Below are 23763 nucleotides of genomic sequence, written 5' to 3' on the forward strand. Positions count from 1 at the left end.
TGGACCGTCCCCGCGCGATGCCCTGTCGCGCGGGGACGGTCGTTCAACCAGCGACTGCGATCACGCCACGCAGATCGCGGATGATGCCGGTGACCTCACCGGTCTCCGGGTTCCAGCGGGCCAGCGCGGCCGGTTCCAGCCGGAGCAGCACCGCACCCTTGTTGTCCCAGCCCAGCACCTCGCAGCAGCCCTTACTGCGCTCCCGGCCCAGGTCGAGCAGGTGGGACACGGCACCGGTCCGCGCGTCCAGCACCGCCGTCCCCTCGGCGCCGTCGATCTCACCGCTGGTGATCCATGCCGCGCTGGCCAGCCGCCCGCCGTGCAGCCAGCCCCGGCCGTAGAACTCGTTGATCTGGTACGGCGAGGGCAGTCCGTCGGTGGTGATCCGCTGTTCGGAACGGATCGTCGCCTCGCGGGCGGTCCGGGTACGCAGTTCCAAGCCATCTCGTTCGCCGATCAGCTCGACCAGCGGCGCCTCCCGACCCGCCTCCGGGTCGGGCGCGGCCAGGACCCAGGTCGACACGTCGATCCTGCTCGCCGCCCCGGTGGCCCGGTCCACCGCGTACGTCCGGTCTTCGCCGCCGACCAGCACCCGGTCGTTCGCCCAGACAACCAGCTCCAGATAGCCGTCGAGGGGGATCCGGCGTACCTGCGCGGTGGTGAGGTCGACGATGACCAGTTCCTTGGTCTGCGCGAACGCCGCCGACTTGCCGTCCGGCGACAGCACTCCCGGCTTCACGGCGGGTGCCTCGTTGTAGCCCGCATCCCGGGTGGGTTGCAGCGTCACCACGTCGAGGCTGCGTACCACGCCGTCGTTGCCGAGCACCCGCACCGGACCGTCCGCGCGATTTTCCTCGTTCGTCGGCTGGAACAGTGCCAGCGCCCGCTGGACCGGTCGCTCGGAGAGCGCCACGGTCGCCGGGCCGCCGAGCCGGGCGAGTGGATCGGGTGCGAAGGTCAGCTCGGCGGGTGGGTGCTGCACGGGATCGCCGTGCGTGGGGACGGTGGTCGGGGTTGGCGCCACCGTGAGATTCGGTGGTGGATCGGGCGGTCGTAGGGCCGCCACCACGCCGCCGCCGACAAGTGTCACGGCCAGGGCGACAATGCCGACGGCCCGTCGGGTCCGTCGCCTGCGCCGAGCCCGGTCCCAACCGGCCGTTGCCGGTTGGCTGGGCAGAACGTCCTCGACAGTGATGGTCAGCAGCCGCCGCAGGTCCTGTTCGTTCACGGGTTCACCTCCAAGCCGGCGGCCAGATCGGCCGTGCCCTGCCGTGGCCGGGCGTCCCGGGCGAGGTCCGGGGCGACCTCGCGGAGGCGGCGCAGCGCCGCATGACACTGGCTCTTCACGGTGCCGACGGTCACCCCGAGTGCTTCGGCGGTGGCGACCTCGGTCAGATCCTCGTAGTAGCGCAACACCAGGACGGCCCGCTGCCGGGGCGGCAGCAGGCTCAGTGCGTCGTGCATGGTCAGCCGTAGCGCGCCGTCCCGGTCGTGGGTCACCCGGTCCGGTGGTGTGGCGCTCAGCCATTCCCGCCGTCGTCGACGCCACCACGACACGGCATCCCGGTAGAGGATGGCGCGCACGTAGGCGGAGGGGTCGCCGTTCTGGACCGACGTCCAGCGCAGCGCCAGCTTGAGCAGGGCGTCCTGGAGCAGATCCTCGGCCTGATGCTGGTTGCCGCAGATCAGGTAGGCCGCACGCAGCAGCCGGTGTTGGTGGTTTTCCACGAAGGCGAGGTAGCCGTCACGGCCGTCGTGTCCCGTCGGTGCCATCCGCCCCCTCCCGGCCGTCGCGTTGGGCGTCACCTGCCAGACGCACGGGGAGGGGTAAAAGGTTGGGTCAGTTTTCCGGCACCCCGGTCAGGTAGCGCTGCAGAGTCGGTGCGATCCAGGGGACCAGCTCCTCGGCCGGCGCGTCCACCATGGGTGGCAGGCGGACGATGTACCTGGTGAAGGCCAGGCCGAGGATCTGGCTGGCCACCAGACCGGCACGGCGGGCGGTCGTCGCGGGATCGGTGCCGAAGCTGGCCACGGCGGCGGCGAGCTGATCGACGAAGATGCCGCGCATGCGCTCGGCGGCGCCCGGGTTGGTGCTGGCGGCCCGGAGTAGCGCCACGAGCGTCTCGTCGCCCTCCCAGCGGGCGAGGAAGTGCCGGATCAGCACCTCGCCGAGGTGAGCGGGCGGCACCGCGGCCAGATCGGGCAGGCGGAGGTCGAACTCGGCGGCCGCCGCGAAGAGCCCCTCCTTGCTGCCGTAGTAGCGCATGACCATCGAGGGGTCGATTTGGGCGTCCGTGGCGATGGCCCGAATCGTGGCGCGCTCGTATCCGTCCGCCGCGAAGCGTTCCCGTGCCGCCCGCAGGATCGCCGCCCGGGTGGCGTCGGAGCGGCGGGGGTGGGTCGGTTGGGTGGACGCGGTCATGCCGACGACCGTATGCCAACAACTGTTGACACACAATCAGCAGCGCCATAGCGTTGCCAACAAGTGTTTGCCAACGCCTGTTGGCAACGGTTCTCCGGAGGTGGCCATGCTGCCCGAGAGCACGGATGTGCTGGTGGTCGGCGCTGGTCCGACCGGTCTCGCCACCGCGCTGACGCTGGCCCGACGCGGGATCGAGGTGACCGTGCTGGACCAACTGGCCGTGCCGCCGACGACCTCCCGTGCGGCGGTCGTGCACGCGTACACCCTGGAGGTGCTGGACCGGGTCGGCGCCGCGGCGCCGCTTGTCGCCCGGGGGATCCGGTCGCCGCGTTTCACCGTCCGCGACCGGGACCGGGTGTTGCTGACGGTGCCGTTCCACGAGTTGCCCTCCCGCTTCCCCTACGCGCTGCTGGTCTCGCAGTCGGTCACCGAGGAGGTGCTCACCGCGCAGTTGGCCGCCCTCGGCGTCCGGGTACGACGGCCGTCCCGGCTGACCGGCCTGAGCCCGACCGACAACGGGGTGCTCGCGCGGATCGACGGGACCGAGCTGCGCGCCCGGTACGTCGTCGGTGCCGACGGCTTGCACAGCACCGTCCGGCAGGCAGCCGGCATCGGCCTCACCGGCCCCCGCGACGAGGAATCCTTCGTGCTCGCCGACGTGCGGGTGGACAGCGTCCTGCCCGGCGACGAGGTCGCGCTCTTCCTGGCCCGGTCCGGCCCGCTGATCTGGGCGCCGCTGCCGGACGGAGTGGTCCGGCTGGTGGCCGCAGTGGCGACGGCTCCGGCGGATCCGGATGCGGCGTTCCTCCAGGCGCTGCTCGACGAGCGCGGCCCGGCGCGACGACCCGACCGGGTGACCGAGGTGCTCTGGGGCTCCCGGTTCCGGGTGCACCACCTGATCGCCGACACCTTCCGAGCCGGATCGGTGCTTCTGGCTGGGGACGCCGGGCACGTGCACAGCCCGGCCGGCGGTCAGGGCATGAACCTCGGCATCTGCGACGCGGTCGCCCTCGGCACCGCCGTGGCGGACGTGCTCGACGGAGGCCCGGAATCGCTGCTCGACGATTACAGCGCCGGGCAGCGGCCGATGGCCGAGGACGTGCTGAGTTTCGCCGCCGGGCTGACTCGACTGGCGACCGTCTCCCCGGCCCGCCGTCCCGCCCGGGACGTGCTGATCCGGCTGCTCGGCGCGCTGCCGCCGGCCCGCCGGAAGGTCGCGCTACGCCTGTCCGGGTTGTCCCACCGGCAGCCGGCGTCCGGCTAGGCGGCCCCGCTGGGGCTCGGCACGCTGGGCGCGGTCCGCAGTGTCCGCCACGCGGCCACTGTGACAAGTGCGAACGTCAGTGCCGCCGCGCCGACCACCGGCACCGTGCCGTACGCCGCGGCGGCCAGGCCGGCGAGCACCGCCCCGACCGGTGCGGTGAGCAGACCGACCATCCGCTGGGCCGCACCGACCCGGCCGAGCAGCCCGGCCGGCACGTACCTCTGCCCGTACGACGCGCACAGGCTGTTCCACACCACGGTCCCGGCGGCGAAGACGGCCAACGCGAGGCCACCGAGCACCGGATCGCGGGCCAGCGCGAACCCGGTCAGCGCCACCGTCTGCGCGGCGAGCACGGCGCGCAGCGCCGGCAGGGTGCCGACCCGGGCGGCGAGCCGGCCGGCCCCGAGCGCCCCCGCCACACCGCCGACGATGGCGGCCGCGGCGAACAACCCGTACCCGGCGGGTGGCACCCGCAGCACGTCGAGCGCATAGAGCACCTGCACCGCGATGATCCCGCTGATCGCCAGGTTGCTGGCGGCGGCGAGCACGGTGACCCGCCACAGTGTCCGGTGGCCGCGCAACCAGCGCACCCCCTCGGCGATCTCGCTCCCCACCGACAGGCGTCGAGTGCTCGCGCGGGGAACCGCGACCGGAAGCGGCGCCAGGGCCAGCACGAGCAGGGCGGCGGCGGCGAAGGTGACGGCGTCGAGGGCGAACGGCAGGGCCGGGGCGACGGCGAAGAGGACACCGGCGGCGGGTGCGCCGAGGAAGCCGCCGGCCACCGCGGACCCCGCCTGAAGCCGACCGTTCGCCCGGGGCAGCGCGTCCGGGGGCACCAGCGCCGGAAGCAGGGCGAATGACGCCGAGTCGAAGAGCGTGCCCAGCGCGGCGAGGAGGAACGCGGCCAGCAGCAGCACCGCGACGCCGACCCGGTCGAGGGCGACCGCCACGGCCAGCGCCGCCACCACGGTGGCGCGTACCCCGTCGACCAGAGCCATCGTCCGACGGCGGTCCCAGCGGTCCGCGTACACGCCCCCGAGCAGGCCGAACAGCAGCGGCGGCAACTGACCGGCCACGGTGACCGCCGCGATGATCCGCGGGTCGCGGGTCACGGTCGCGGCCAGCAGGGCCAGTGCCGGCGTACGCAGCGCGTCCCCGAGCCTCGACGAGACGGCGGCGGACCAGAGCAGCCGGAAGTTTCGGCCGAGAGGAGGGGAGGTCATCCGGTGACCGTGCGGGTTCGACCGGGTCGAGGGTCAAGCCGCCGGACGAAAGAGGGACGCGCCTGTCGGTGATCATCGGTACGGTGAGCGCCGGCATTGGACCGGGGAGAAATCAGTCGTGGACCACACTTTCCAGGTCGACCTACGTGGCGTGGTCGATCTGCTCAGTCATCATCTCTACGGCAGCCCGCGGGTCTACGTCCGCGAGCTGCTCCAGAACGCGGTGGACGCGATCACCGCCCGACGTGCGGTCGAGCCGGACGCGCCGGCGTTGGTCCGCATCGAAACACCGGACCGCACCGGGGACGGCACGCTGCGGGTACACGACACCGGCATCGGCCTGACCGAGGCGCAGGTGCACGAGCTGTTGGCCACCATCGGCCGCAGCTCGAAGCGCGACGAGCTGGGGTTCTCCCGGCACGAGTTCCTCGGCCAGTTCGGCATCGGCCTGCTGTCCTGCTTCCTGGTGGCCGACGAGATCCAGGTGCTCACCCGGCACGGCGACGATCCGACCGTTCGCTGGACCGGGTACGCCGACGGTCGCTACGCGGTGACGCTGGCCCCGCCGGAGGCCGCCCGCGCCGAACCGGGCACCACTGTGACGTTGGTGCCCCGCCGCGACGCCGACCAGTGGTTCACCACCCCGACCGTCACCGACCTGGCCCGACTCTTCGGGGCGCTGCTGCCGGTCACCGTCCGCGTCGGCGACGTCGTCACCACCACCGGGGCACCGCCGTGGCCGACCACGCCGGGTGCGCCGCTGGACCGCGCGGCGTTGGTGCGGTACGCGCGGGAGACGCTCGGCGTCGACCCGTTCGACGTCCTGCCGCTGGCCGTGCCGGAGGCCGGGCTGACCGGCGTCGCCGTCATCCTGCCCACCCCGGTGAACCCGGCGGCCCGGGCCGGGCACCGCGTCTACCTCAAACGGATGCTGCTCACCGAGAACGCCGACGGGCTGCTGCCCGAGTGGGCGTTCTTCGCGCACTGCGTGGTGGACGCGACCGAGCTGCGTCCGACCGCCAGTCGGGAGGCCCTCTACGAGGACACGCTGCTGACGGCGACCCGGGAGGCGCTCGGCGACCAGGTGCGCGGTTGGCTGGTCCGGCTGGCGCGGCACGACCCGCACCGGCTCGCGCAGTTTCTCCAGGTGCACCACCTCGGCGTGAAGGCCCTGGCGTTGCACGACGACGAGATGCTCCGGCTGGTCGACAGGTGGTGGCCCATGGACAGCAACGTCGGCACGCTCACCCTCGCCGAGTTCCGCGAGCGCTACGGCGTGGTCCGCTACGCGGCCAGCCTCGACGAGTTCCGTCAGCTCGCCGCCGTGGCCGCCGCGCAGGACCTGGCGGTGGTCAACGCCGGCTACACGTACGACACCGAACTGATCGAGCGGCTGCCGGTGGTGGACCGCTCGGTGCTGATCGAGCGGCTGGAACCGAGCGACCTCACCACCCGCTTCGACGCACTCGACCCGCAGGTGGAGTTGGCGCTGCGCCCGTTCCTCACCGCGGCGCAACGGGCCGTCGAACGGTCCGGCTGCGAGGTGGTCATCCGGGCGTACGAGCCGGTCTCGCTGCCCGCGCTCTACCTGGTGAGCCGCACGGCCGCGTTCAACGACCAGCTCGCGGCCAGCCGGGACCGGGCCGACGACCTGTGGGGCGGGGTGCTCGACGCGCTCGCCGCCACCGCGCCACCGGACCGCCCGCAGTTGGTGCTCAACCACCGCAACCCGCTGGTACGACGGGTGGCCTCGCTGACCGACCCGGAGCTGGTGGGGCTCGCCGTCGAGGCGCTCTACGGGCAGGCGCTGCTGCTCGGGCACCATCCGATCCGCGCGGCCGACGCCGCCCTGCTGAACGATTCCTTCCTCGGCCTGCTCGGCCGGGCCGTGCCAGGACAGGAGTGACCATGAGCGACGAGGATCTGTGGCGGGTGCTGCGCGGCATCACCGACATGCCGTACGGGGCGGGGCAGATCGCCGCGCTGGAGCAGTTGCTGCGTCGGGTCGACGCCGCCGACGACCGGCACCTTGCCTTCGTCACCCGGATGCAGGCCACCGAGGGCTACATCTACGGCGGCGAGCCGGCGAAGTCCTTCGTGACATTCTCCTGGTGCCTGTCCGAGTTCGACCAGGATCCGCAGCCCTACCACCAGCGTCACCTGCACAAGCTGCTCTGGCACTTCAAGTACATGGTCAACGGCCTGCTGAACTTCCCGGAGGTGCCGCTCGACCGCACGTACGCCGTGCTGGACGACATGGAACGCCGCTACCGGGAGGGCGGGCACAGCCTGCGGACCGTCCACAAGTACCGGTTCCGGATCGCCGACCACGTGGGCGACGCGGAGGCGGCCGCGCACTGGTACCGGCTCTGGCAGACCACCCCGAGCGACGACCTCTCCGACTGCGCCGGCTGCGATCCGACGAGTCAGGTGGAATACCTCGCCGACACCGGGCGGGACGCCGAGGCGGTGGAGCTGGCCGAGCCGGTGCTCGCCGGCCGGCTCAACTGCAACGAGCAGCCGCAGGCGATCCTCACCGCGCTGCTCCTGCCGTACCTGCGGACCGGGCGGGGCGACGAGGCGCGGGACGCGCACCGGGAGGCGTACCGCCGGTTGCGCGGCAACCTCGCCGACCTGTGGGAGATCGGCGACCACGTCGAGTTCTGCACGGTGACCGGCAACGGGGCGCGGGCGGTCGAGCTGGTCGAGCGACACCTGGACTGGTTGGACCGGCCGCCGTCGCCGGCCGCCGCCATGCACTTCGCGGCGGCCGCCGCCGCAGCACTGCGTCAGGCCGGCGAGTCGACCGTGTACCGCCGGGCCGCCGAGGGCCGGCCGGCCGCCGAGGTGTCCGCGGCGGCGCTGGCGGACGAGCTGGCCGAGACCGCGACGAGTCTGGCCGTCCGCTTCGACGCCCGTAACGGCACCGCCCACCAGTCGGAGTGGGTCGCCCGTCGGCTGGCGGTGCGGGCGAGCGGGGAGCATCTGCCGCTGTCGGCGAGCGTCCGACGCCCGGTCGGTCGGACCGCCGACCGGGCGGAGCGGGTGCGGTCCGGCAAGGGTGAACGACCCACCGTCGACCTGCCCGCCGACGCCGGCCCCGACGACCTGCTGGACCTCGCGGACCAGAGCTGGGGTCGACACGACCAGACCACCTTCCGGGCGGCGCTTGTCGCCTTCGACGAACGGTTCGGCTCCGCCGAGCTGCCCGCACGTACGTCCGCGCACCGGTTGGCGCTGCGGGCGGGCGAGCGTGCCGACGAGGAAGACCTCGAGAGCGCCGTCGAGCTGAACCGGGCGGCGCTGAAGTTGTACCGGGAGGTGGGCGAGGACGTGCCCGCCCAGGTGGTCGCCGGGCGGCTCGGCGTGCTGTTGGCCCGGTCCGACGAGGGCGCCGAGGAGGGGCTGATGCTGGTTCGCGAGGCGGCCGAGGCCCTGGACCGGTCCGGCGACGCCCGGGAGCGGGCGGGCGGACACGTCCGGTTGGCGTCGGCGCTGCTGCAGCGGGAACGCTGGGCGGACGCGCTCGCCGCGCTCGACCGGGCACCGGCCGACGCGGGCGGCGACCGGCATCTGCTGGCCCGGATCGCGACGTACCGGGCGCACCTGCTGGAGCAGTTGGACCGCGTCCACGAGGCTCGCGCCGCCGTCGACGAGGCTCGCCAGCTCGGCCGTGAGCTGGGTGTCGGCGAGGTGATCGTGACCGCCTGCCTGGCCCACGCGCGGATGGCGGACGATCCGGCGGACGCCGTGGCTGCCTGCGACGAGGCGTTGGAGGCGGCACCGGCGGACGCGGAGCTGCCGGTCCGAGTCGCCCGCGCTCGGGCCTTGCAGTCGGCCGGCCGGGCCGTCGACGCGGTGGACGACTTCGTCGAGGCGGTGACGCTGTGCGTGGAGCAGGGTGCCGGGGGGGATGCGATCCTGCGGTGGGAGCTGGCGAACGCCTACCAGATGGTGGGCCGGCTCGCCGAGGCCGCCGAGGTCGCCGAGGAGGCCGTGCTCGGTCTGGACCGGATGGGCGCCCAGGCCGAGGCCGACCGCTGCCGACACCTGTTGGCCGGCGTCTATGCCGGGCTCGGCGAGGTTGACCCGGCGTTGGCACTGCTGGAGCAGTTGGCCGTCAACCTGGACGGACCGGACAACCTCCCCTACCGGGCTCAGGTGCTGGAGGAGGCCGGCGGGATCCTCTTCGACGCCGACCGGGACGCGGTGGCGGGTGAGCGGTTCGCCGCCGCGGCTGAGGAGTACCGGCGTGGCGAACTGCCGCTGGACGAACTGCGCGCCCGGCGACGGGAGGCGTACGCCTGGTTCTGGGCCAACGACCGGGACGCGGCGGTGCGGGCCGTCGAGGTGGTCGACGCGGTGGCGGCGACGTTGGCCGGGCAGGCCGAGCCACCGGTGACGTACGAGCTGGCGATGGCAGCCGAGGTCGGAGCACGGGTGCTCATCGGGGAGGGTCGACTGGACGAGGCGTTGGGCCGGCTCGACGGGGTGCCCGACCGGTTGCGGTCGATCGGGGCGTTCAGTGAGGCCGCCATGGCCGAGCGCCTCGCCGGTGAGCTGCTGCTACGCCTGGACCGCCCGGCCGAGGCGGAGATGCTCCTGCGCCGGGTGCTCGGTGGGTTGCCGGTCGACGCGCAGCCGGTCCGCCAGACGGCCTGGCTGCTGGCTCGTGCGCTGGATCTGCTCGATCGGCCCGCGGAGGCCGCCGCACTGCGTGCGGAGCACGACCTGGACGAGGACGACTGACCCGGAACGGGCCGCCCCCCGGCCAGGTCAGGGGCGGCCCGACCCGGTGCGAGCGAAACTCACCGGCAACCACCACTGCCGGTTTGCGGTCTAGGCTTGCCCGGTGACGGTGGAGCAGCAGGCACGGGGCGCGGCGGGTGCGGGCCGGCGCAGGTCCCGCAAGGACGAGATTCTGGAGATCGCGGTTGGTCTGTTCGCCGCCCGTGGCTACCACGGTGTGTCGATGGATGACATCGGCGCGGCCGCTGGGGTCACCGGTCCGGCGCTCTACCACCACTTCGCCGGCAAGGAGGCGATGCTGGCCGCCGCGCTCATCCCGGTGAGTGAGGGGCTGCTGGCCGGCGGGCGGGAACGCGCGGCCGGGCACCCGGACGCTCCGCGCGAGGTGCTGGAGTCGCTGATCGACTTCCACGTCGAGTTCGCGCTGGCCAACCCTGCGGTGATCGCGTTGCACCTGCACGAGTTGGACCGCCTGCCGGAGGAGCCGCGGCGACGCATCCGTCGCCTGCAACGGCTCTACGTCGAGGAGTGGGTGACAGTGCTCACCGCGCTGCACCCGGGCATGCCGGATGGGGAGGCGCGGGTGCTCGCGCACGCCGCGTTCGGTCTGATGAACTCGACCCCGTTCCTCGGTGGCGAGGTGGACCGGCGGCGTCGCGCCGAGCTGCTGCGCGGGGCGGCCCTCGCCGCGCTGCTCGCCTGAGCCGACTCGTCAGAAGCAGGCCGGTCATGATTCCCTGACATCGTCCCACCATCCGGACGCCGGGAGGAAACATGATCGAGTCACTGTTGGTCGCCAATCGGGGCGAGATCGCCCGCCGGATCATCCGTACCGCCAAGCGCCTCGGCATCCGCGCGATAGCGGTCTACTCGGAGGCGGACGCCGACCTGCCGTTCGTCGTCGAGGCCGACGAGGCGGTCCTCATCGGCCCGCCGAACCCGGCGCAGAGCTACCGCAACACCGAGGCGATCCTGGCCGCCGCGAAGTCGACGGGTGCCCAGGCCATCCACCCCGGGTACGGCTTCCTGTCGGAGAACGCCGAGTTCGCCCGTACCGTCGAGGCGAGCGGCCTGATCTGGGTCGGACCCGGCGCGGACGCGATCACCGCGATGGGCGACAAGATCAATGCTCGGAACCTGATGGCGGCGGCCGGCGTCCCGGTCGCGCCCGGCACCACCGACCCGGCGGCCGACCTCGACGCGGCCGTGACGGCGGCGGCCGAGATCGGTTACCCGGTGATGGTCAAGGCCGCGGCCGGCGGTGGCGGCATGGGCATGGGCGTGGCCGTCGACGAGGCCGCGCTGCGCACCGAGTACGACAAGGTACGCGCGTTCGCCGAGCGGATGTTCGGCGACGGTTCGGTGCTGATCGAGCGGTACTTCCCCCGGGTACGGCACGTCGAGGTCCAGATCCTCGGCCTGGCCGACGGCCGGGTGGTGGCGCTCGGCGAGCGCGAGTGCTCGGTGCAGCGGCGCAACCAGAAGCTGGTCGAGGAGTCCCCGTCGCCGGCGGTCTCACCGGAGCTGCGGGAGCGTTTCCTGGCGGCGGCGGTGCGCGCGGGTGAGGCGGTCGGCTACCGCAACGCCGGCACCGTGGAGTGTCTGCTCGATCCAGCCACCGGCGAGTTCTTCTTCCTGGAGATGAACACGCGGTTGCAGGTGGAGCACCCGGTGACCGAGTACGTCTACGGCATCGACCTGGTCGAGGAGCAGTTGCGGGTGGCGTCCGGGCTGGCGCCGACGTTCGACCCGGACGCGTTGACCGCGCGTGGCCATGCCATCGAGATGCGGATCAACGCGGAGGACCCGAAGCGCTTCCTGCCCGGCCCTGGCGTGATCAGGACGTGGGTGGAGCCGACGGGCGAGGGGGTCCGGGTGGACTCCGGCTACACCGAGGGCAACACCGTCACCCCGTTCTACGACAGCCTGCTGGCCAAGCTGATCGTCACCGGTGCGACCCGGGACGAGGTGCTCGAACGGGCGAAGACGGCGGTCGCGGCCTTCCAGATCGAGGGGCCGAAGAACAACGTCCCCTTCTTCAGTGAGCTGCTGGAGAATGCGGAGTTCCGCTCCGGCGTCTACGACACCGGCATCGTCTCCCGCATGCGCTGACCCCTTCTTGATCAATGTGACCGTTGGTCGGGTGGCATGCTGGGAGACGTTGAGGTTGGTGGCTGCACAAAGGGGTGGGCCTTTCATGGTTGATCTACCGGATTCGGTCTCGATTCGTGAGGTCGGGCCACGGGACGGGTTGCAGAACGAGGACCCGATCCCGACCCATGCCAAGGTGCGGCTACTCGACGCGCTCTCCGCCACCGGCGTCCGCCGGATCGAGGCGGTGTCGTTCGTGCACCCGTTGGCGATTCCGCAGATGGCCGACGCCGACGAGGTGTGGCAGCGGGCGGTGAAGGCCGACGGGGTGCGTTACTCGGCGCTGGTGCCGAACACCCGGGGCGCCCAGCGGGCCCTCGCGGCCGGCTTCACCGAGATCGAGGTGGTGGTCTCGGCCAGTGACACCCACAACCGGCGCAACGTCAACCGATCCACCGACGAGTCGCTTGACGACATCGCCGAGTTGATCGACCTGCTGCACGGGGCGTCCGCGCGGGTCGAGGTGATCGTGGCGACCAGCTTCGGCTGCCCGTACGAGGGGGACATCGATCCGCGGCGGGTGGCCGGCATCGTCGACCGGGTGGTCCGCGACGGCGCGGACCGGGTGGCGTTCGGGGACACCACCGGAATGGGCACTCCGCGTCGGGTTCGCGAGCTGCTCACCGCGGTACGCGACCGCAACGCGCACGTCCCGGTGCTGCTGCACTTCCACAACACCCGGGGTACCGCCCTGGCCAACCTGTTGACCGCCCTGGAATTGGGGGTGACCGAGTTCGACGCCAGCGTCGGTGGCCTCGGTGGTTGCCCGTACGCGCCGGGGGCGAGCGGCAACCTGGCCACCGAGGAGGCCGTGCACATGCTGCACGACATGGGCATCGACACCGGCATCGACCTGGCCGCCCTGATCGAGGTGGCGGAGTTGGCTGAGGAGTTGCTCGGCAAGAAGCTGCCGTCCGGTGTGCTGCGGGCCGGTCCGCGTACCCGGCTGACGCCGCTGCCGAGCTGACCGCCCGGAGACGCGGAGAGGGGCCGGCCCGGAGGCCGGCCCCTCTGACGTGCCTGGTCGATCAGCTCACCGGGGTGAGCACGCTCGGCCAGCTGTCCCGGAAGATGTCCGCCCCGGCGCTGTCCGTGCTGCGCTCGGTGGCGATGCGGGTGCCGGCGAACAGGTTGCTGACCCGGTTCGCCTCGGCGCTGCTCGGGTACGGGTTGGTGCAGCCGGTGCCGGCGCTGCCGCCGGACATCAGGAGGGCGCAGTTGCCGTTGTAGTTGTCCGGCAGGCCGAGGATGTGCCCGATCTCGTGGGTCATGATCCGCAGTGGGCTGTACTGCGCGGCCTGCTGGGTGTCGATGTAGACCCGGCCGTTGCCGAGGCTGGTCCGCACGGCGTAGGAGCCGCCGCCGGTGATTTGGTAGATCCGCAGGTTGGAGCCGCAGTTCGCGGAGAGCGTCAGGTTGACTGTGGCGTTGTTCCAGATCGACGCGGCCTGGCTGGCGGTGCCGGCGTAGCTGCCTGCCTGGCTGGTGTTGTAGCAGATGGTCATCGCGGCCGACGCGGGTGCCGGGTTGGCGACCGTGACGGCGAGGGTGGCACCTGCGGTCGCGAGCATCGCTACCGCGATTCGACTGAGTCGTGAGGTCATCGCTGACTCCGATCTGGAAGGGGGTGCCAGGAGCCTAGCCATAGATATCTGTAAATATCAATGCCTGTTTCGTTGATGCCTGGTCACCGCCCATCCGGATCAGTGCCGCTACTGCGACCACCAGGTCGGCTGCCGGGACCAGCGGTGCCGACGCAGCGTCGCCAGCACCTCCGGCTCCAGCGGCTTCCCGTCGCTCACTGCGATGTTGCTCTCGACGTGCGCGATCCGTCGCATCCCGGGGATGGTGGTACAGACCCGGGGGTCCGCCAGGATGAAGCGCAGCGCCGCCTCCGGCATCGGCATCCCGGGCGGCAGGTCCTCGCTCAGCGCCTGCGCTCGGGCGACGCTCTCGGCCAGGTTCTCCGGCACGAAGTACGAGTTGCGCCAGTCCCCCTCCGGCCACGTCGACTCCAGGGTCAACGTGCCGGTCAGGGTGCCCTCGTCGAACGGAACCCGGGCGATGACCGCGACGTCCTGTGCCGTGGCCGCCGGAAACAACTCGTCCTCGGGATCCTGGTCGAAGATGTTGTAGATGACCTGGACGGCATCGATCAGCCCGGTCTCGATCGCCCGTACGCCGTTCCACGCCTCCCAACGGTTGACCGAGATGCCGATCCCACCGATCAGGCCCGCGTCCCGCAGCCCGGTGAGCGTGTCCCGCCAGCGCGGGTCGTCCGTCCAGGAATCCTCCCAGACGTGCAGTTGCAGCAGGTCGATCGACTCCAGCCCGAGATTGTCCAGGCTCTTGTGCACGTACTCCTCGATGTGCTCCGGGGGGAAGACGTCATCGAGGGTGGAGTCCCGGGTCGACGGCCACTTCATGTCCTTCGGCGGCACCTTCGTGGTCACGTACAGCCGGGTGCCGGGGTTGGCCCGCACCAGGTCGCCGAGCACCTGCTCGCTGTGCCCGCGCCCGTACACCCAGGCCGTGTCGAAGAAGTTGCAGCCCAGGTCGACGGCCCGCTGGAGGGCGGCGAACTTCTCGTCGTCCTCGACACCGGTCCAGCCGTGGAGGCCGCCGCCGACCCCCCACATGCCGTACGAGATCTCACTGACCTGCCAGCCCAGCCGACCGAACCTGCGATAGTGCATGGTCACCTTCCTGCTGTGAGGGGATGGTGGGGACGGGACCGCCCCAGGTCCGCACCGCCTGCCGGTAGTCCGAGCCGTCGATCGCGAAGGCGCGCGTCAGCTCGTCGGGGATGTCCACCGGAGGCCGGACCAGGCTTGCCGTCCACCTCGGCTCGGCACCCCGGGCGCGCTTGGCGCCGTAGGTGCCGGCACCGAGGTGCACCAGGGGCAGGCCGCGCTCCGCGGCCAGGCCCCGTGGGCGGTACATGGTCAGGTTGAAGTACGAGTACGCCGCCGCCAGCGGGTCGAAGCCGGCCGCGCGGACGTACACCCCGTCGGGCCACAGGTAGTTGAGGCTGAACCCGACCACGTCGTCGCCCGCGAATTCCAGGAGTACCAGGCTGTACGCGTCCAGCGCCGGCACCTGGGACGCGAAGTAGCGGTGCATGTCGGCGTCGGTGTCCGGGCCGCCGTACTTGCGCTGGGTCGCGCCGAGCAGCGGCGCTATCACGTCCACGCACTCGGAGAGGCGGACCGTCTCCATCCGGTCCACGGCGTCGTCGTACCGTCGGCGTTCGCGTCGCCACTCCCGCCGGTCCGCCGCCTCGGCGGCCCGGTCGGAGACCTCGCCGCCCGGGGCGGGCAACACCGCCTCGGCCGACAGCATCGCCGCCACCGGACCGCGGCCGGCCGGGCCGACCGCCCGATGCCAGGCCGCCTGGTACGCGGCCACGTGCTCGGCAGGGGTGTAGAGCAGCGCGACACTGGCCGCCCCGAGCCGCCCGGCGAGCGCCTCCACCTCGGTGAAGAGGGCGGTCAGCACGGCGTCCCGCCGGTCGCCGGGCAACTCCTTGGAGATCGCGACAGCGCCGTGATAGCCGGCCCGCGAACCCACGAGCAACGCGGGCAGGAACGCCGCGTGTTCCTCCGGCGACAGCGGCCGCTCCAGATTCTCCTCGGCGATGTGACCCGGGCTGTACGCCAGGTTCATCGACGGCACGCTCGCGCCGGCCCAGAGATAGGTCGCCACCGCCGCCACGGTGGCACCCGTGGCGTCCCGGGCCACCAGATAGGTGGTGACGAACGACGGGTCGGTCTCGGCCCAGGCCATCCACGGGTAACCGAGGTAGAACCCCTCACCCTCGGCGAGGCCGTTCCACACCAGCTCGCCGATCTCGCGGACGGACCGCAGGGCCGTGACCGACACGTCGTCGCTCATCAGCCGTCCCGGTCGCTACCGTCGTCGAGCAGCTCCAGCGCCACCAGGTCGTCGTATGTCTCCCGCCGACGGATCAACGAGACCTGGTCGCCGTGCACCAGCACCTCGGCGGGGCGCAACTGGCTGTTGTAGTTGCTGGTCATCGACATGCCGTAGGCGCCAGCCGTGAAGATCGCGAAGTGGTCGCCGGCCTTCAACGCCGGCAACGACCGGCCCCGGGCCAGGTAGTCGCTCGACTCGCAGATCGGGCCCACCACGTCGTACGTCGTCAGACCCTCGATGCCGGACACGTCGCGGGAACTGGGGATCGCCTCCGCGGATGGCTGCACCGGCCACATGAAGTGGTAGCTGTCGTACATCGCCGCGCGGGCGATGTGCGTCATGCCGGCGTCGATCACGGCGAGTTGCTGGTCACCGGCCTGCTTGAGATAGCGGACCGTGCTGAGCAGAATTCCGGCATTGGCGGCGATGGTGCGGCCCGGCTCGAATATGACCTGACCGCCCTGCCGGGTGAACGCGGTGAGCCGGTGCACGATCACTTCGGCGAAATCGTCCCAGCTCGGTGCGGTGCGATCGATGTATTCGGCCGGAAAACCGCCACCCAGGTTGAGCGTCGTGATCCGGTGCCCGGCCGCCTCCAGTCGGGCGACCAGGGCGAGCAGCCGATCCAGGGCGATGGCGTAGACCTGCGGGTCGAAGATCGGGCTGCCCAGGTGGATGTGGAAGCCCTCGATCCGCAGCGCGTCGTCGGCGGCGGCACGAGCGAACAGCGCGCCGGCCCGCTCGATGTCGACACCGAACTTGCCGCCCCGGGTGCCGGTGGTCGTCCGGGCCGGGGTGCGCTGGTCAGGCGCGACGTCGGGGTTGACCCGGATCGCCAGCCGAGGACGTACGCCCTCCTCCCGGGCGATCCGTGACAGCAGCTCGACCTCCGCCTCGGACTCGACGTTGATGCAGCGGATGTTGCGGCGGACCGCCTCCCGAAGCTCGGCCTCGGACTTGCCCACCCCGGCCAGCACCGTCCGCTCGGGATCGATCCCTGCCACCACCGCCCGGTGCAGCTCGCCCCCGCTGACCGCGTCGATGCCGGCGCCCTCCCGGCCCAGCAGCCTGAGCAGGTGGACGTTGCCCAGCGCTTTCGCGGAGAAGCAGACCAATGGGCTGACCGCGTCGAAGGCCTTGGCGAATCGGCGGTAGTGATCAATCAGGGTGCTCGCGGAGTAGACGTATGTGGGTGTGCCGTACTGCTCGGCCACCGAGGTCAGCGACACCCCTTCACACCAGAGGGAACCGTCGCGATAGGTGAACTCATCCATAAAATCCTCATTCGGGAGATCAGCGCTCAGGATATCGCCCACCCAACGAAGATCTACCCCTTATCTGTACTCGTACAGGTCCTTCTGTTCGAGGGCACGAATCCGCTGGTAGTCGTCCTCCAGCTGGCTCGGATCCTCCGCGATCAGGTAGAGGTGGCCGGGCGAGGTGAACAGGTCGATGGTCCGGTGCACCGGGGTGCCGGGCAGCAGATCCAACGCCGACCCGCAGAAGACCGAGGGAATCTCGGCCAGCCGCTGCGCCGCGCCCTCGGCGACCGTGCCGTCGTGGGGCGCCACCAGACAGACGACCATCAGGGCGCGCTGCCGCTGGTAGCCGGCGCCGATCCGCCGGGCGAAGCGGTCCGGGTCGGTGTACCGCTCGACGGTCAGCGACAACTGACTCACCCCGGTCGCCCGCTCCGGCCCGGCCGGGGTGACGCCACCCTCCAGCCGCGCCCCGGACTCGATCAGGACCGGCCCCCGGTCGTCGACCAGCAGTTCCGTGTGCGCCGGGCCGGTACGCACACCGAGCGCGTCCAGCACCCCCTCGACGAACGGGCGGAGCACACCTTCGATCGCACCGGTCCCGTCCAGCAGGACCTGCCTGTCGTACACCGGGCGGCCGTCGATGAAGAAGCGGTCGTCGCGCCAGATCTCGTGTATGTGGTGGCGGCCGTCGAGGCTCACGCTGTTGACGAAGTACTGCTGGCCGACGAGCTGCTCCTGCACCAGCAACGAGTCGTTCGGCTGGCCCATGGCGTTCGTCGCGCCGAGCAGCTTCGCGGTCGCCGCCCGCGCCTGGGCCTCGTCCGTGCAGAAGTACACCCCTTCGGAGCCGGCGCTGGCGGCCGGCTTGACCACCACCGGCAACACCCGGCTGGTCGCGAGCCAGTCGTCCAGCTCCTCGACGCTGCCCACCTTCGCGCCGAGCGGCACCCGCAACCCCGCGCCGGCGACCGCGTTCATCATCGCGGGCTTCTCCCGCCGGGGACGGTCGGCCGAGCGGACGTTGCCGGGCAGCCCCAGCAGCTCCGCGAGGTCGTCGGCCACGTTGACGCCCCACTCGCTGCCCGCGATCACCTCGACCGGACGCATCGGTGCGAGCATCTCGGCGGCCGCGCCGAGGGCCTGCGGGGATTCGCCTCGCACGGTCAACACGGTCCGGAAGTCGTCGCGGCGCAGACCGGCGGCGTACCGCTCGTTGATGGTGCCGGTGAGGACCGCGACGCAGCGCCGACCCTGCCGGTTGAAGGCGGGTGCCAGCAGCGCGCCGGTCGAGAACGGGTCGACGATCACGACCACCTCGCCCGCGGCCGCCCTGGCGCCCGGCGGAGTCACGACGGTCTCCGTGACGAAGGAGGCCCGGTACGGGCGCAGGTCGAGGCCGTGCGCCGGGCTGAGTACGTCGAGCCGCATCGGCAGCGGATCCGCCCAGGTGCCCGGCCGATCCGGTGGCCGGGCGTAACAGAGGCTCAACGCCGGCTCGCTGAGCCGTTCGGTGTTGAGCACCAACTCGGCCTCGTCGCAGCCGTCGTCGTTGGGGTCGAGGTGGTGCAGCGGCACCGGCACGAACCCGAGTCGGCTCTTGAAGGTGAACAGTCCGGCCTGGGCGATGTGGCCGTACAGGGTGGGGTCGGTGCCGAGCGAGATCCAGGCGAAGTCACGCCGGCGGGCCTCCTCGAACGCGGCCAGGTAGAGCGCCCGACTGATCATCGCCTGGCGGACCTGCGGCCGCGCGGCGGAGAAGGCGATCCGCATGGCCAGGTCGGACGCGGCGACGCGGCAGACGACACCGGCGATCAACTCGTTACCGGCGCGCGCCGCGACGAGGAAGAAGTCGGCGAGCCCGGCCTCGGTGGGGTCGACCCCGTGCGCCGCCGGCAGACCGTGCGGCATGGCGGCGATCTGCGCGTCGTAGACGGCGAGGAACTCGGCGAACAATTCCGGGGTGAGCCGGGCGTGCACCTCGATGGTGAGCCCCTGCGTGTCGACGTACCGGCGCACGTCCCGGAAGTTGCGGCGCTCCGCCTTGGAGAGCCCGGCGAGGAAGTCCTCCGCGCGGGCCGGGGTGGGTCGCCCCCAGGTCACCCACCCTGGCTTGATCCGGAAGCCGGCGGCCTGAAGGCTCGCCCAGTGCTCCCGGGGTGGGTCGGGCACGACGACCACGTCCGCGTCGTCCGCCCACCGTCGGTCCAGTGCCTCCTGCGCCGTCACGATGCATCTGCGCAGGCCGTAGTAATCTTCCGCGCCGTTTCCGGACACGTGTCCCCCCGCCTTTGCGATCCCCACCCCCCGGGCGTTCTTCGACCTCGCTGTCCCGTCACGCTCCGCTGTCGGCAGTGACCATTGAATCGACGCTGCTCAGCGTAGCCCGCATCGACAAGACGGCCGCCAACGCGATCAGGGCGGCCATCGGGGACAGCAGCCGCGCCTCGGTGGGGCCGAGCCAGCCCAGGACCGCGCCCGCCGCAAGCGTCCCGGCCGCGCTGCCCACCGCCATCATCGTGGCCGCCAGAGCGAACGACTCGTTGATCACTGTCTTGGGCACCAGGCTGCCGAGCAGGCCGAACTCCTCCGAGCTGAGCGCCGCCAGGGGAAGACCCGCGAGGAACAGGCACACCGCGAGCACCGGGACCGACGTGGCGAAGACCAGCGGCACCATGCACGCGAACGCCACCGCCAGCAGCACGAGGTAGCGGTTGACCGGCAGCCGGGTGTGGTGCCGCGCGCCGTAGACCAACCCGCCGAGGACGCTGGCCGCCGGGGGCAGGGACAGCAGCGCCACGCCGGTCGCCGCGGCGTCGCCGTGCGCCGACACGGTCGCCGGCACGGTGACCTCGAGTACGGCGAACGCCGCGGCCGCCCCGCCGGCGGCCACCAGGATCGCCACCACGCCGGGAATGCGCCACGGCCTCCGCCCGCCCCGGGCGGTGCTGCGCCCAGCGTCGGGTGCGCCGGGCTCGCTGGTTTCGGCCTCCCTGCGCATCGTCGAGACGGCCGGTGCGGTGCCGTAGAGGAGGGAGCCGACGACGAGCATTCCGCCGGCCAGCAGCGTCGTGGTGAGGGCGCTGAACACGCCGGTCAACAGGCCGGTCAGGGCGGGGCCGATCACGAAGAAGACCTCGATCAGCACCGCCTCCAGGGCGTTGGCGGTGTTCAGTGTCGGTCCGGGCGGCAGGATCAGCGCCCAGGCCGCGCGGACGGTCGAGCCCACCGGTGCCATGGTGAGCGCGACGGGCGCGACGGAGGCCACCAGCAACCAGGTCGGGCCGCTGCTCGCGACGACGAAGAGGGCCAGCGCCACCGCGTGCAGCGCCGCCAGTGTCAGCAGCACGACCCGCAGCCCGCGTCGGTCGATCAGCCGGCCGTGCAGCGGCCAGGCGACGGCCAACGCCGCCGAGAAGACGCCGAGGGCCGTCGCGCCGGACGTGTAGGAACCGGTTTTGGCGCTGATGTGCAGGAATATCGCGAGCGGTTCGATGGCCACCGGTAGCCGGGCGAGCATCGCGGGCAACATCACCCGGGGAACGCCGGGCGTACGCCACAGTGCGGCGTAACGCCCGACGGCCTCACCCAGCGACATCAGTCACCAGTTCAGACAACGGGGACGGACTCCTTCTGCGTGCGCGGCCGGTAGATGCCGTCGTACTGGTCGATCAGCGAGCCGTTCAGCGCCTCGGTGAGTCGCAGGCGTTGCTCGAACAGCTCGTAGTAGGAGAGGTGGTTCGACGGCATCGGCGAGAGGTAGACGCTGATCACTTCCGGCGTCTCCTCGATGTCGAACGATAGTCGGTCCGCCTTCTTCCGGAAGTCCGCGGTGCCCGGTAGCAGAGTCCGGTTGAAGACATTGAAGTAGTTGGTGGCCTCGGTGCTCGCCTCGTTGAGTCGGGCCTTCAGCTGCAGGCACCGGTCGAGGTACATGTCGATCATCGCCTGGTCGTCGTCGTCGTGCCCGATCAGCATGTTGAAGGTCAGGTACCGGACGCCGAGGTCCAGCATCGACGTGACGATCTGCAGCTGCTCCTGGAAGGGGCGCAGCTTGTTGAACTTCTTGGTGGGCTCGTCACCGAGGTACTCGAGCGGGATCTGCACCCGGTAGCAGCCGACCCAGCGGTCCCCGCTGGTGTCGTTCCAGAACAGGGTCTCCATCAGCTCCCGGTCGACCTCACCCAGGTCGAGGAACTTGCCGAACTCCAGTCCGTTGGCGAACTCCCAGGAGAACTCCATCTCGCGGGCGATCCGGAAGATCTCCAGAGTGTCCTCCCGCCCGCTGTCGTGCAGCAGCGTCCCCCGCCCCGAGCGCTGGATCCGGGACAGCGTGTTGTCCTCCTGGAACAGGATGTTCGAGATCCCCATCGACTTCAGGTACTCGAAGTGCCGCCGCACCACGTCCGGCTTCATGTAGCGGTAGTGCCCACGCATGGGGGTCGCGCAGAACGAGCAGGTCCGGTAGCAGCCGCGCGAGGTCTCGAAACAGGTGAACGGCGCCCGTACGGTCATCGGCGGCTGGCCCTCGCCGGTGTCGTCGTACACCGACAGGTCGTCGATCAGGTCGAGTGCCATCGGCGGCAGCTCGGCCAGGTTGAGCTGGGCGCCACCCATGATGACGAGCCCGTCGCCGACCCGCCGCGTCATCACCATCCCCTCGATGGGCTGGCCGGTCGCCCGGGCCTGGATCAGCTTGGCGAAGGTGAGCTCACCCTCGAGCTGGATCACCACGTCGAAGCCGTTGGCCAGATACCAGTCCGGTCGGGCGGTGACGTCCATCCCCCCGCCGACGATCAGCGCGTTCGGGTTCACCTGCTTGAGGAAGGTGGCGAACTCGGTCACCACCCGGGCCGAGTTGGTGAAGTTGTTGGAGATCCCGATGATGTCGGCGGCACGCGCCTCGTCCGCGTACGCCTCGAACGGGCCGCCGTAGCGATGGCAGTCGATGGTGCGCGGCCCGTACTGGAACGAGGCGTAGTGCAGCGGCTCGCCGTCGTCCACCTGGGTGTCGACGATCTTGAACTCCGCGTCGACCCCCCACTCGCGCAGGTAGGCGCGAGCACCGGCCGCCAACGTGACGAGCGCGCTCTTGGGGTTGCGGACCCGCACCGGGCTGATGGTGGTGTCCTCGTCGCGGAACGACTGCCCGGGGTACGGGGCGTACAACAGGGTGACACGCATGGCCCTAACCTCCTGGTCAGCCCGCGTAGATGCCGTCGTAGAGACGGTGCATCTCGCGATCGTTGAGCATGGTCGTCATCTCGAGACGCTTCTGGTAGATGTCCCAGTACGTGAAGTGGTCGGTGTTGATCGCCGACAGGAAGATCCCGATGACCTCCGGGTTCTCGTCGATGTCGAACTGGAGCAGGGAGTGCAGGGTGGTCCAGTCCCGGGCTCCCGGCAGCAACGACAGGTTGAACACGTTGAAGTACGGCTTGTACTTCCCCTGCCCGACGGCCGTGAGCTCGTCCTTCAACCGGAGGCAGTAGTCGGTGAACATGTCGATGCCCTCGCGGTCGTGCTCGGGATAGCCGATGAACAGGTCGTACGTCTGGTGGCCGACGCCGTGGTCGGTGAGCATCGTGGCCAGGACGTCCACCTGCTCGTCGAAGCCGAGCAGCTTGGGGAACCGGCGCTTCTTGACGTTCATGTTGTCCAGCGGGATCTGCACCCGGTAGCAACCGACCCACTGGCCGTCGACCATCTTGCTGCCGAGCAGCGCGTCGGCGAGTTCGTGGTCGAATCTGCCGTTCTGCATGAACTTGCCGAACTCGATGCCGTTGGCGAACTCCCAGGCGAAGCCGTAGTCCCGGAACATGTGGAACATCGCGAGCACGTCTTCGCGCCCGGAGTCGTACAGGTAGCGACCGGTGCCGTTCTGTTGGATCCGGGACAGCGGGTTGTCCTCCTGCCACACGATCGTCTTGATGCCGTACTCCTGGAACGTCTTGAGGTGCTTCTCCATCGTCGGCAGGCTCATGTAGCGGTATCCGCCGCGGGACGGGGCCGTGCAGAACGAGCACCGCCACGCGCAGCCGCGGGACGTCTCCCAGCAGATGAAGCTGCCCTGCACGCCCTCCGGCGGCGGACCCTCCGCCGTGTCCGTGTAGACCGACAGATCGGGGATCAGGTCGAGGGCCATCGGCTCGATCGAATCCATCGGTATGGTCTCGCCGGTGTCGACCTTCGTGGGGATCAGCCGGCCCTGCAGCGAGATGTTCGGCACGGTGCCCAGGTCCTGCTTGCGGTTGAGCGCGTCGATGATCCGGGCGAAGGTCAGCTCGCCCTCACCACGCACCACCACGTCCGCGCCCCGGGACAGGTAGTACTGCGGACGGGCGGTGCAGTCGACACCGCCCACGACGACGATGGCCTTCGGGTTGACCCGCTTGATGTGCTGCGCGAGGTCGCTGACGATGTGCGCGCTGTTGGTGAAGTTGCAGGTGATCCCGTGCACCTCGGCCGAGCGGATCTTCTCGTCGGCCTCCTCGAACGGGGTGCCGTACCGGTAACAGTCCATGATCCGAGGGCCGTACGGCAGCGACTTGTACTTGACCCGCTGCCCACCGAGTTGGAGATCGATGATCTCGATGTCGCAGGAGTAGCCAAAGTGCGGTGCGTACGCCCGCAGCCCGGCGGCGATGGTGGTCAGCGCGCTCTTCGGGTTGAGTGGCCGCTCGGTGTTGATCGGCTCGCTCTCCCCCTGGAAGATCTGTGAGGGGAACGGGGCGTAGTAGAGGTTCACCTTCATGGCGT

Annotated in this window: 18 protein-coding genes; 6 read left to right on the forward strand and 12 right to left on the reverse strand. The window is 70.9% G+C overall.

Annotation, left to right across the window (positions count from 1 at the left end):
* Nucleotides 1-43: 43 nt before the first annotated feature.
* The 3 genes from AB0O48_RS13640 to AB0O48_RS13650 form a co-directional block, all read right to left on the reverse strand.
* Nucleotides 44-1228 (reverse strand): hypothetical protein, encoded by a 1185-nt coding sequence (locus tag AB0O48_RS13640; protein ID WP_365065481.1) that lies wholly within the window; start codon nucleotides 1226-1228, stop codon nucleotides 44-46.
* A complete protein-coding gene (locus AB0O48_RS13645) occupies nucleotides 1225-1773 on the reverse strand; it encodes a SigE family RNA polymerase sigma factor (protein WP_365065484.1) in 549 nt (182 codons plus the stop codon). The genes AB0O48_RS13640 and AB0O48_RS13645 overlap by 4 nt, the downstream gene beginning before the upstream one ends.
* 67 nt (nucleotides 1774-1840) lie before the next feature.
* The gene (locus AB0O48_RS13650; RefSeq protein ID WP_357243086.1) at nucleotides 1841-2422 is read right to left on the reverse strand and encodes a TetR family transcriptional regulator; all 582 of its coding nucleotides are present in this window, start codon (nucleotides 2420-2422) and stop codon (nucleotides 1841-1843) included.
* 106 nt (nucleotides 2423-2528) lie between these two features.
* On the opposite strand from AB0O48_RS13650, the gene AB0O48_RS13655 reads away from it, so the two are divergent.
* Nucleotides 2529-3686, forward strand: a complete 1158-nt coding sequence (locus AB0O48_RS13655) for an FAD-dependent oxidoreductase (protein ID WP_357243089.1) — start codon at nucleotides 2529-2531, stop codon at nucleotides 3684-3686.
* Here AB0O48_RS13655 and AB0O48_RS13660 read toward each other — a convergent pair.
* Nucleotides 3683-4909, reverse strand: coding sequence for an MFS transporter (locus AB0O48_RS13660; RefSeq protein WP_357243092.1), 1227 nt, complete (start codon nucleotides 4907-4909; stop codon nucleotides 3683-3685). The genes AB0O48_RS13655 and AB0O48_RS13660 overlap by 4 nt on opposite strands.
* A gap of 118 nt (nucleotides 4910-5027) precedes the next feature.
* On the opposite strand from AB0O48_RS13660, the gene AB0O48_RS13665 reads away from it, so the two are divergent.
* The 5 genes from AB0O48_RS13665 (at nucleotide 5028) to AB0O48_RS13685 (ending at nucleotide 12776) form a co-directional block, all read left to right on the forward strand.
* Nucleotides 5028-6815, forward strand: a complete 1788-nt coding sequence (locus AB0O48_RS13665; protein WP_357243095.1) for an HSP90 family protein — start codon at nucleotides 5028-5030, stop codon at nucleotides 6813-6815.
* 2 nt (nucleotides 6816-6817) lie between these two features.
* Nucleotides 6818-9658 (forward strand): hypothetical protein, encoded by a 2841-nt coding sequence (locus AB0O48_RS13670; RefSeq protein ID WP_365065490.1) that lies wholly within the window; start codon nucleotides 6818-6820, stop codon nucleotides 9656-9658.
* Between the two features lie 103 nt (nucleotides 9659-9761).
* Entirely contained in the window at nucleotides 9762-10361 is a 600-nt protein-coding gene (locus tag AB0O48_RS13675; protein ID WP_357243101.1) for a TetR/AcrR family transcriptional regulator, read from the forward strand.
* 71 nt (nucleotides 10362-10432) lie between these two features.
* Nucleotides 10433-11770, forward strand: a complete 1338-nt coding sequence (locus AB0O48_RS13680; RefSeq protein ID WP_357243104.1) for a biotin carboxylase N-terminal domain-containing protein — start codon at nucleotides 10433-10435, stop codon at nucleotides 11768-11770.
* Nucleotides 11771-11855: 85 nt separating this feature from the next.
* Nucleotides 11856-12776 (forward strand): hydroxymethylglutaryl-CoA lyase, encoded by a 921-nt coding sequence (locus tag AB0O48_RS13685; RefSeq protein WP_365065495.1) that lies wholly within the window; start codon nucleotides 11856-11858, stop codon nucleotides 12774-12776.
* Nucleotides 12777-12837: 61 nt separating this feature from the next.
* On the opposite strand, the gene AB0O48_RS13690 is transcribed toward AB0O48_RS13685, so the two are convergent.
* The 8 genes from AB0O48_RS13690 to AB0O48_RS13725 form a co-directional block, all read right to left on the reverse strand.
* Nucleotides 12838-13413, reverse strand: coding sequence for a snapalysin family zinc-dependent metalloprotease (locus AB0O48_RS13690; RefSeq protein WP_357243110.1), 576 nt, complete (start codon nucleotides 13411-13413; stop codon nucleotides 12838-12840).
* Nucleotides 13414-13521: 108 nt separating this feature from the next.
* Complete coding sequence (locus AB0O48_RS13695) at nucleotides 13522-14505, reverse strand: aldo/keto reductase (RefSeq protein ID WP_357243113.1); 984 nt, start codon at nucleotides 14503-14505, stop codon at nucleotides 13522-13524.
* Nucleotides 14462-15703: a GNAT family N-acetyltransferase gene (locus AB0O48_RS13700; protein ID WP_365065499.1), complete on the reverse strand. Its 1242-nt coding sequence runs from the start codon at nucleotides 15701-15703 to the stop codon at nucleotides 14462-14464. The genes AB0O48_RS13695 and AB0O48_RS13700 overlap by 44 nt, the downstream gene beginning before the upstream one ends.
* Nucleotides 15703-17019, reverse strand: coding sequence for a diaminopimelate decarboxylase (lysA, locus tag AB0O48_RS13705; RefSeq protein WP_365065502.1), 1317 nt, complete (start codon nucleotides 17017-17019; stop codon nucleotides 15703-15705). Before lysA ends, AB0O48_RS13700 begins: the two co-directional genes overlap by 1 nt.
* 60 nt (nucleotides 17020-17079) lie before the next feature.
* Nucleotides 17080-19281 carry an ATP-grasp domain-containing protein gene (locus AB0O48_RS13710; RefSeq protein WP_365065505.1) on the reverse strand — a complete coding sequence of 734 codons (2202 nt, stop codon included), beginning with the start codon at nucleotides 19279-19281 and terminating at the stop codon, nucleotides 17080-17082.
* A gap of 58 nt (nucleotides 19282-19339) precedes the next feature.
* On the reverse strand, nucleotides 19340-20602 hold the full coding sequence (locus tag AB0O48_RS13715) for an MFS transporter (protein ID WP_365065508.1): 1263 nt from the start codon (nucleotides 20600-20602) through the stop codon (nucleotides 19340-19342).
* Nucleotides 20603-20613: 11 nt separating this feature from the next.
* Nucleotides 20614-22188, reverse strand: coding sequence for a cobalamin-dependent protein (locus AB0O48_RS13720; protein WP_357243128.1), 1575 nt, complete (start codon nucleotides 22186-22188; stop codon nucleotides 20614-20616).
* 16 nt (nucleotides 22189-22204) lie between these two features.
* Nucleotides 22205-23758 (reverse strand): cobalamin-dependent protein, encoded by a 1554-nt coding sequence (locus tag AB0O48_RS13725; RefSeq protein WP_365065512.1) that lies wholly within the window; start codon nucleotides 23756-23758, stop codon nucleotides 22205-22207.
* Nucleotides 23759-23763: the final 5 nt, after the last annotated feature.

The organism is Micromonospora sp. NPDC085948, assembly GCF_040686315.1.
Taxonomy (GTDB): domain Bacteria; phylum Actinomycetota; class Actinomycetes; order Mycobacteriales; family Micromonosporaceae; genus Micromonospora.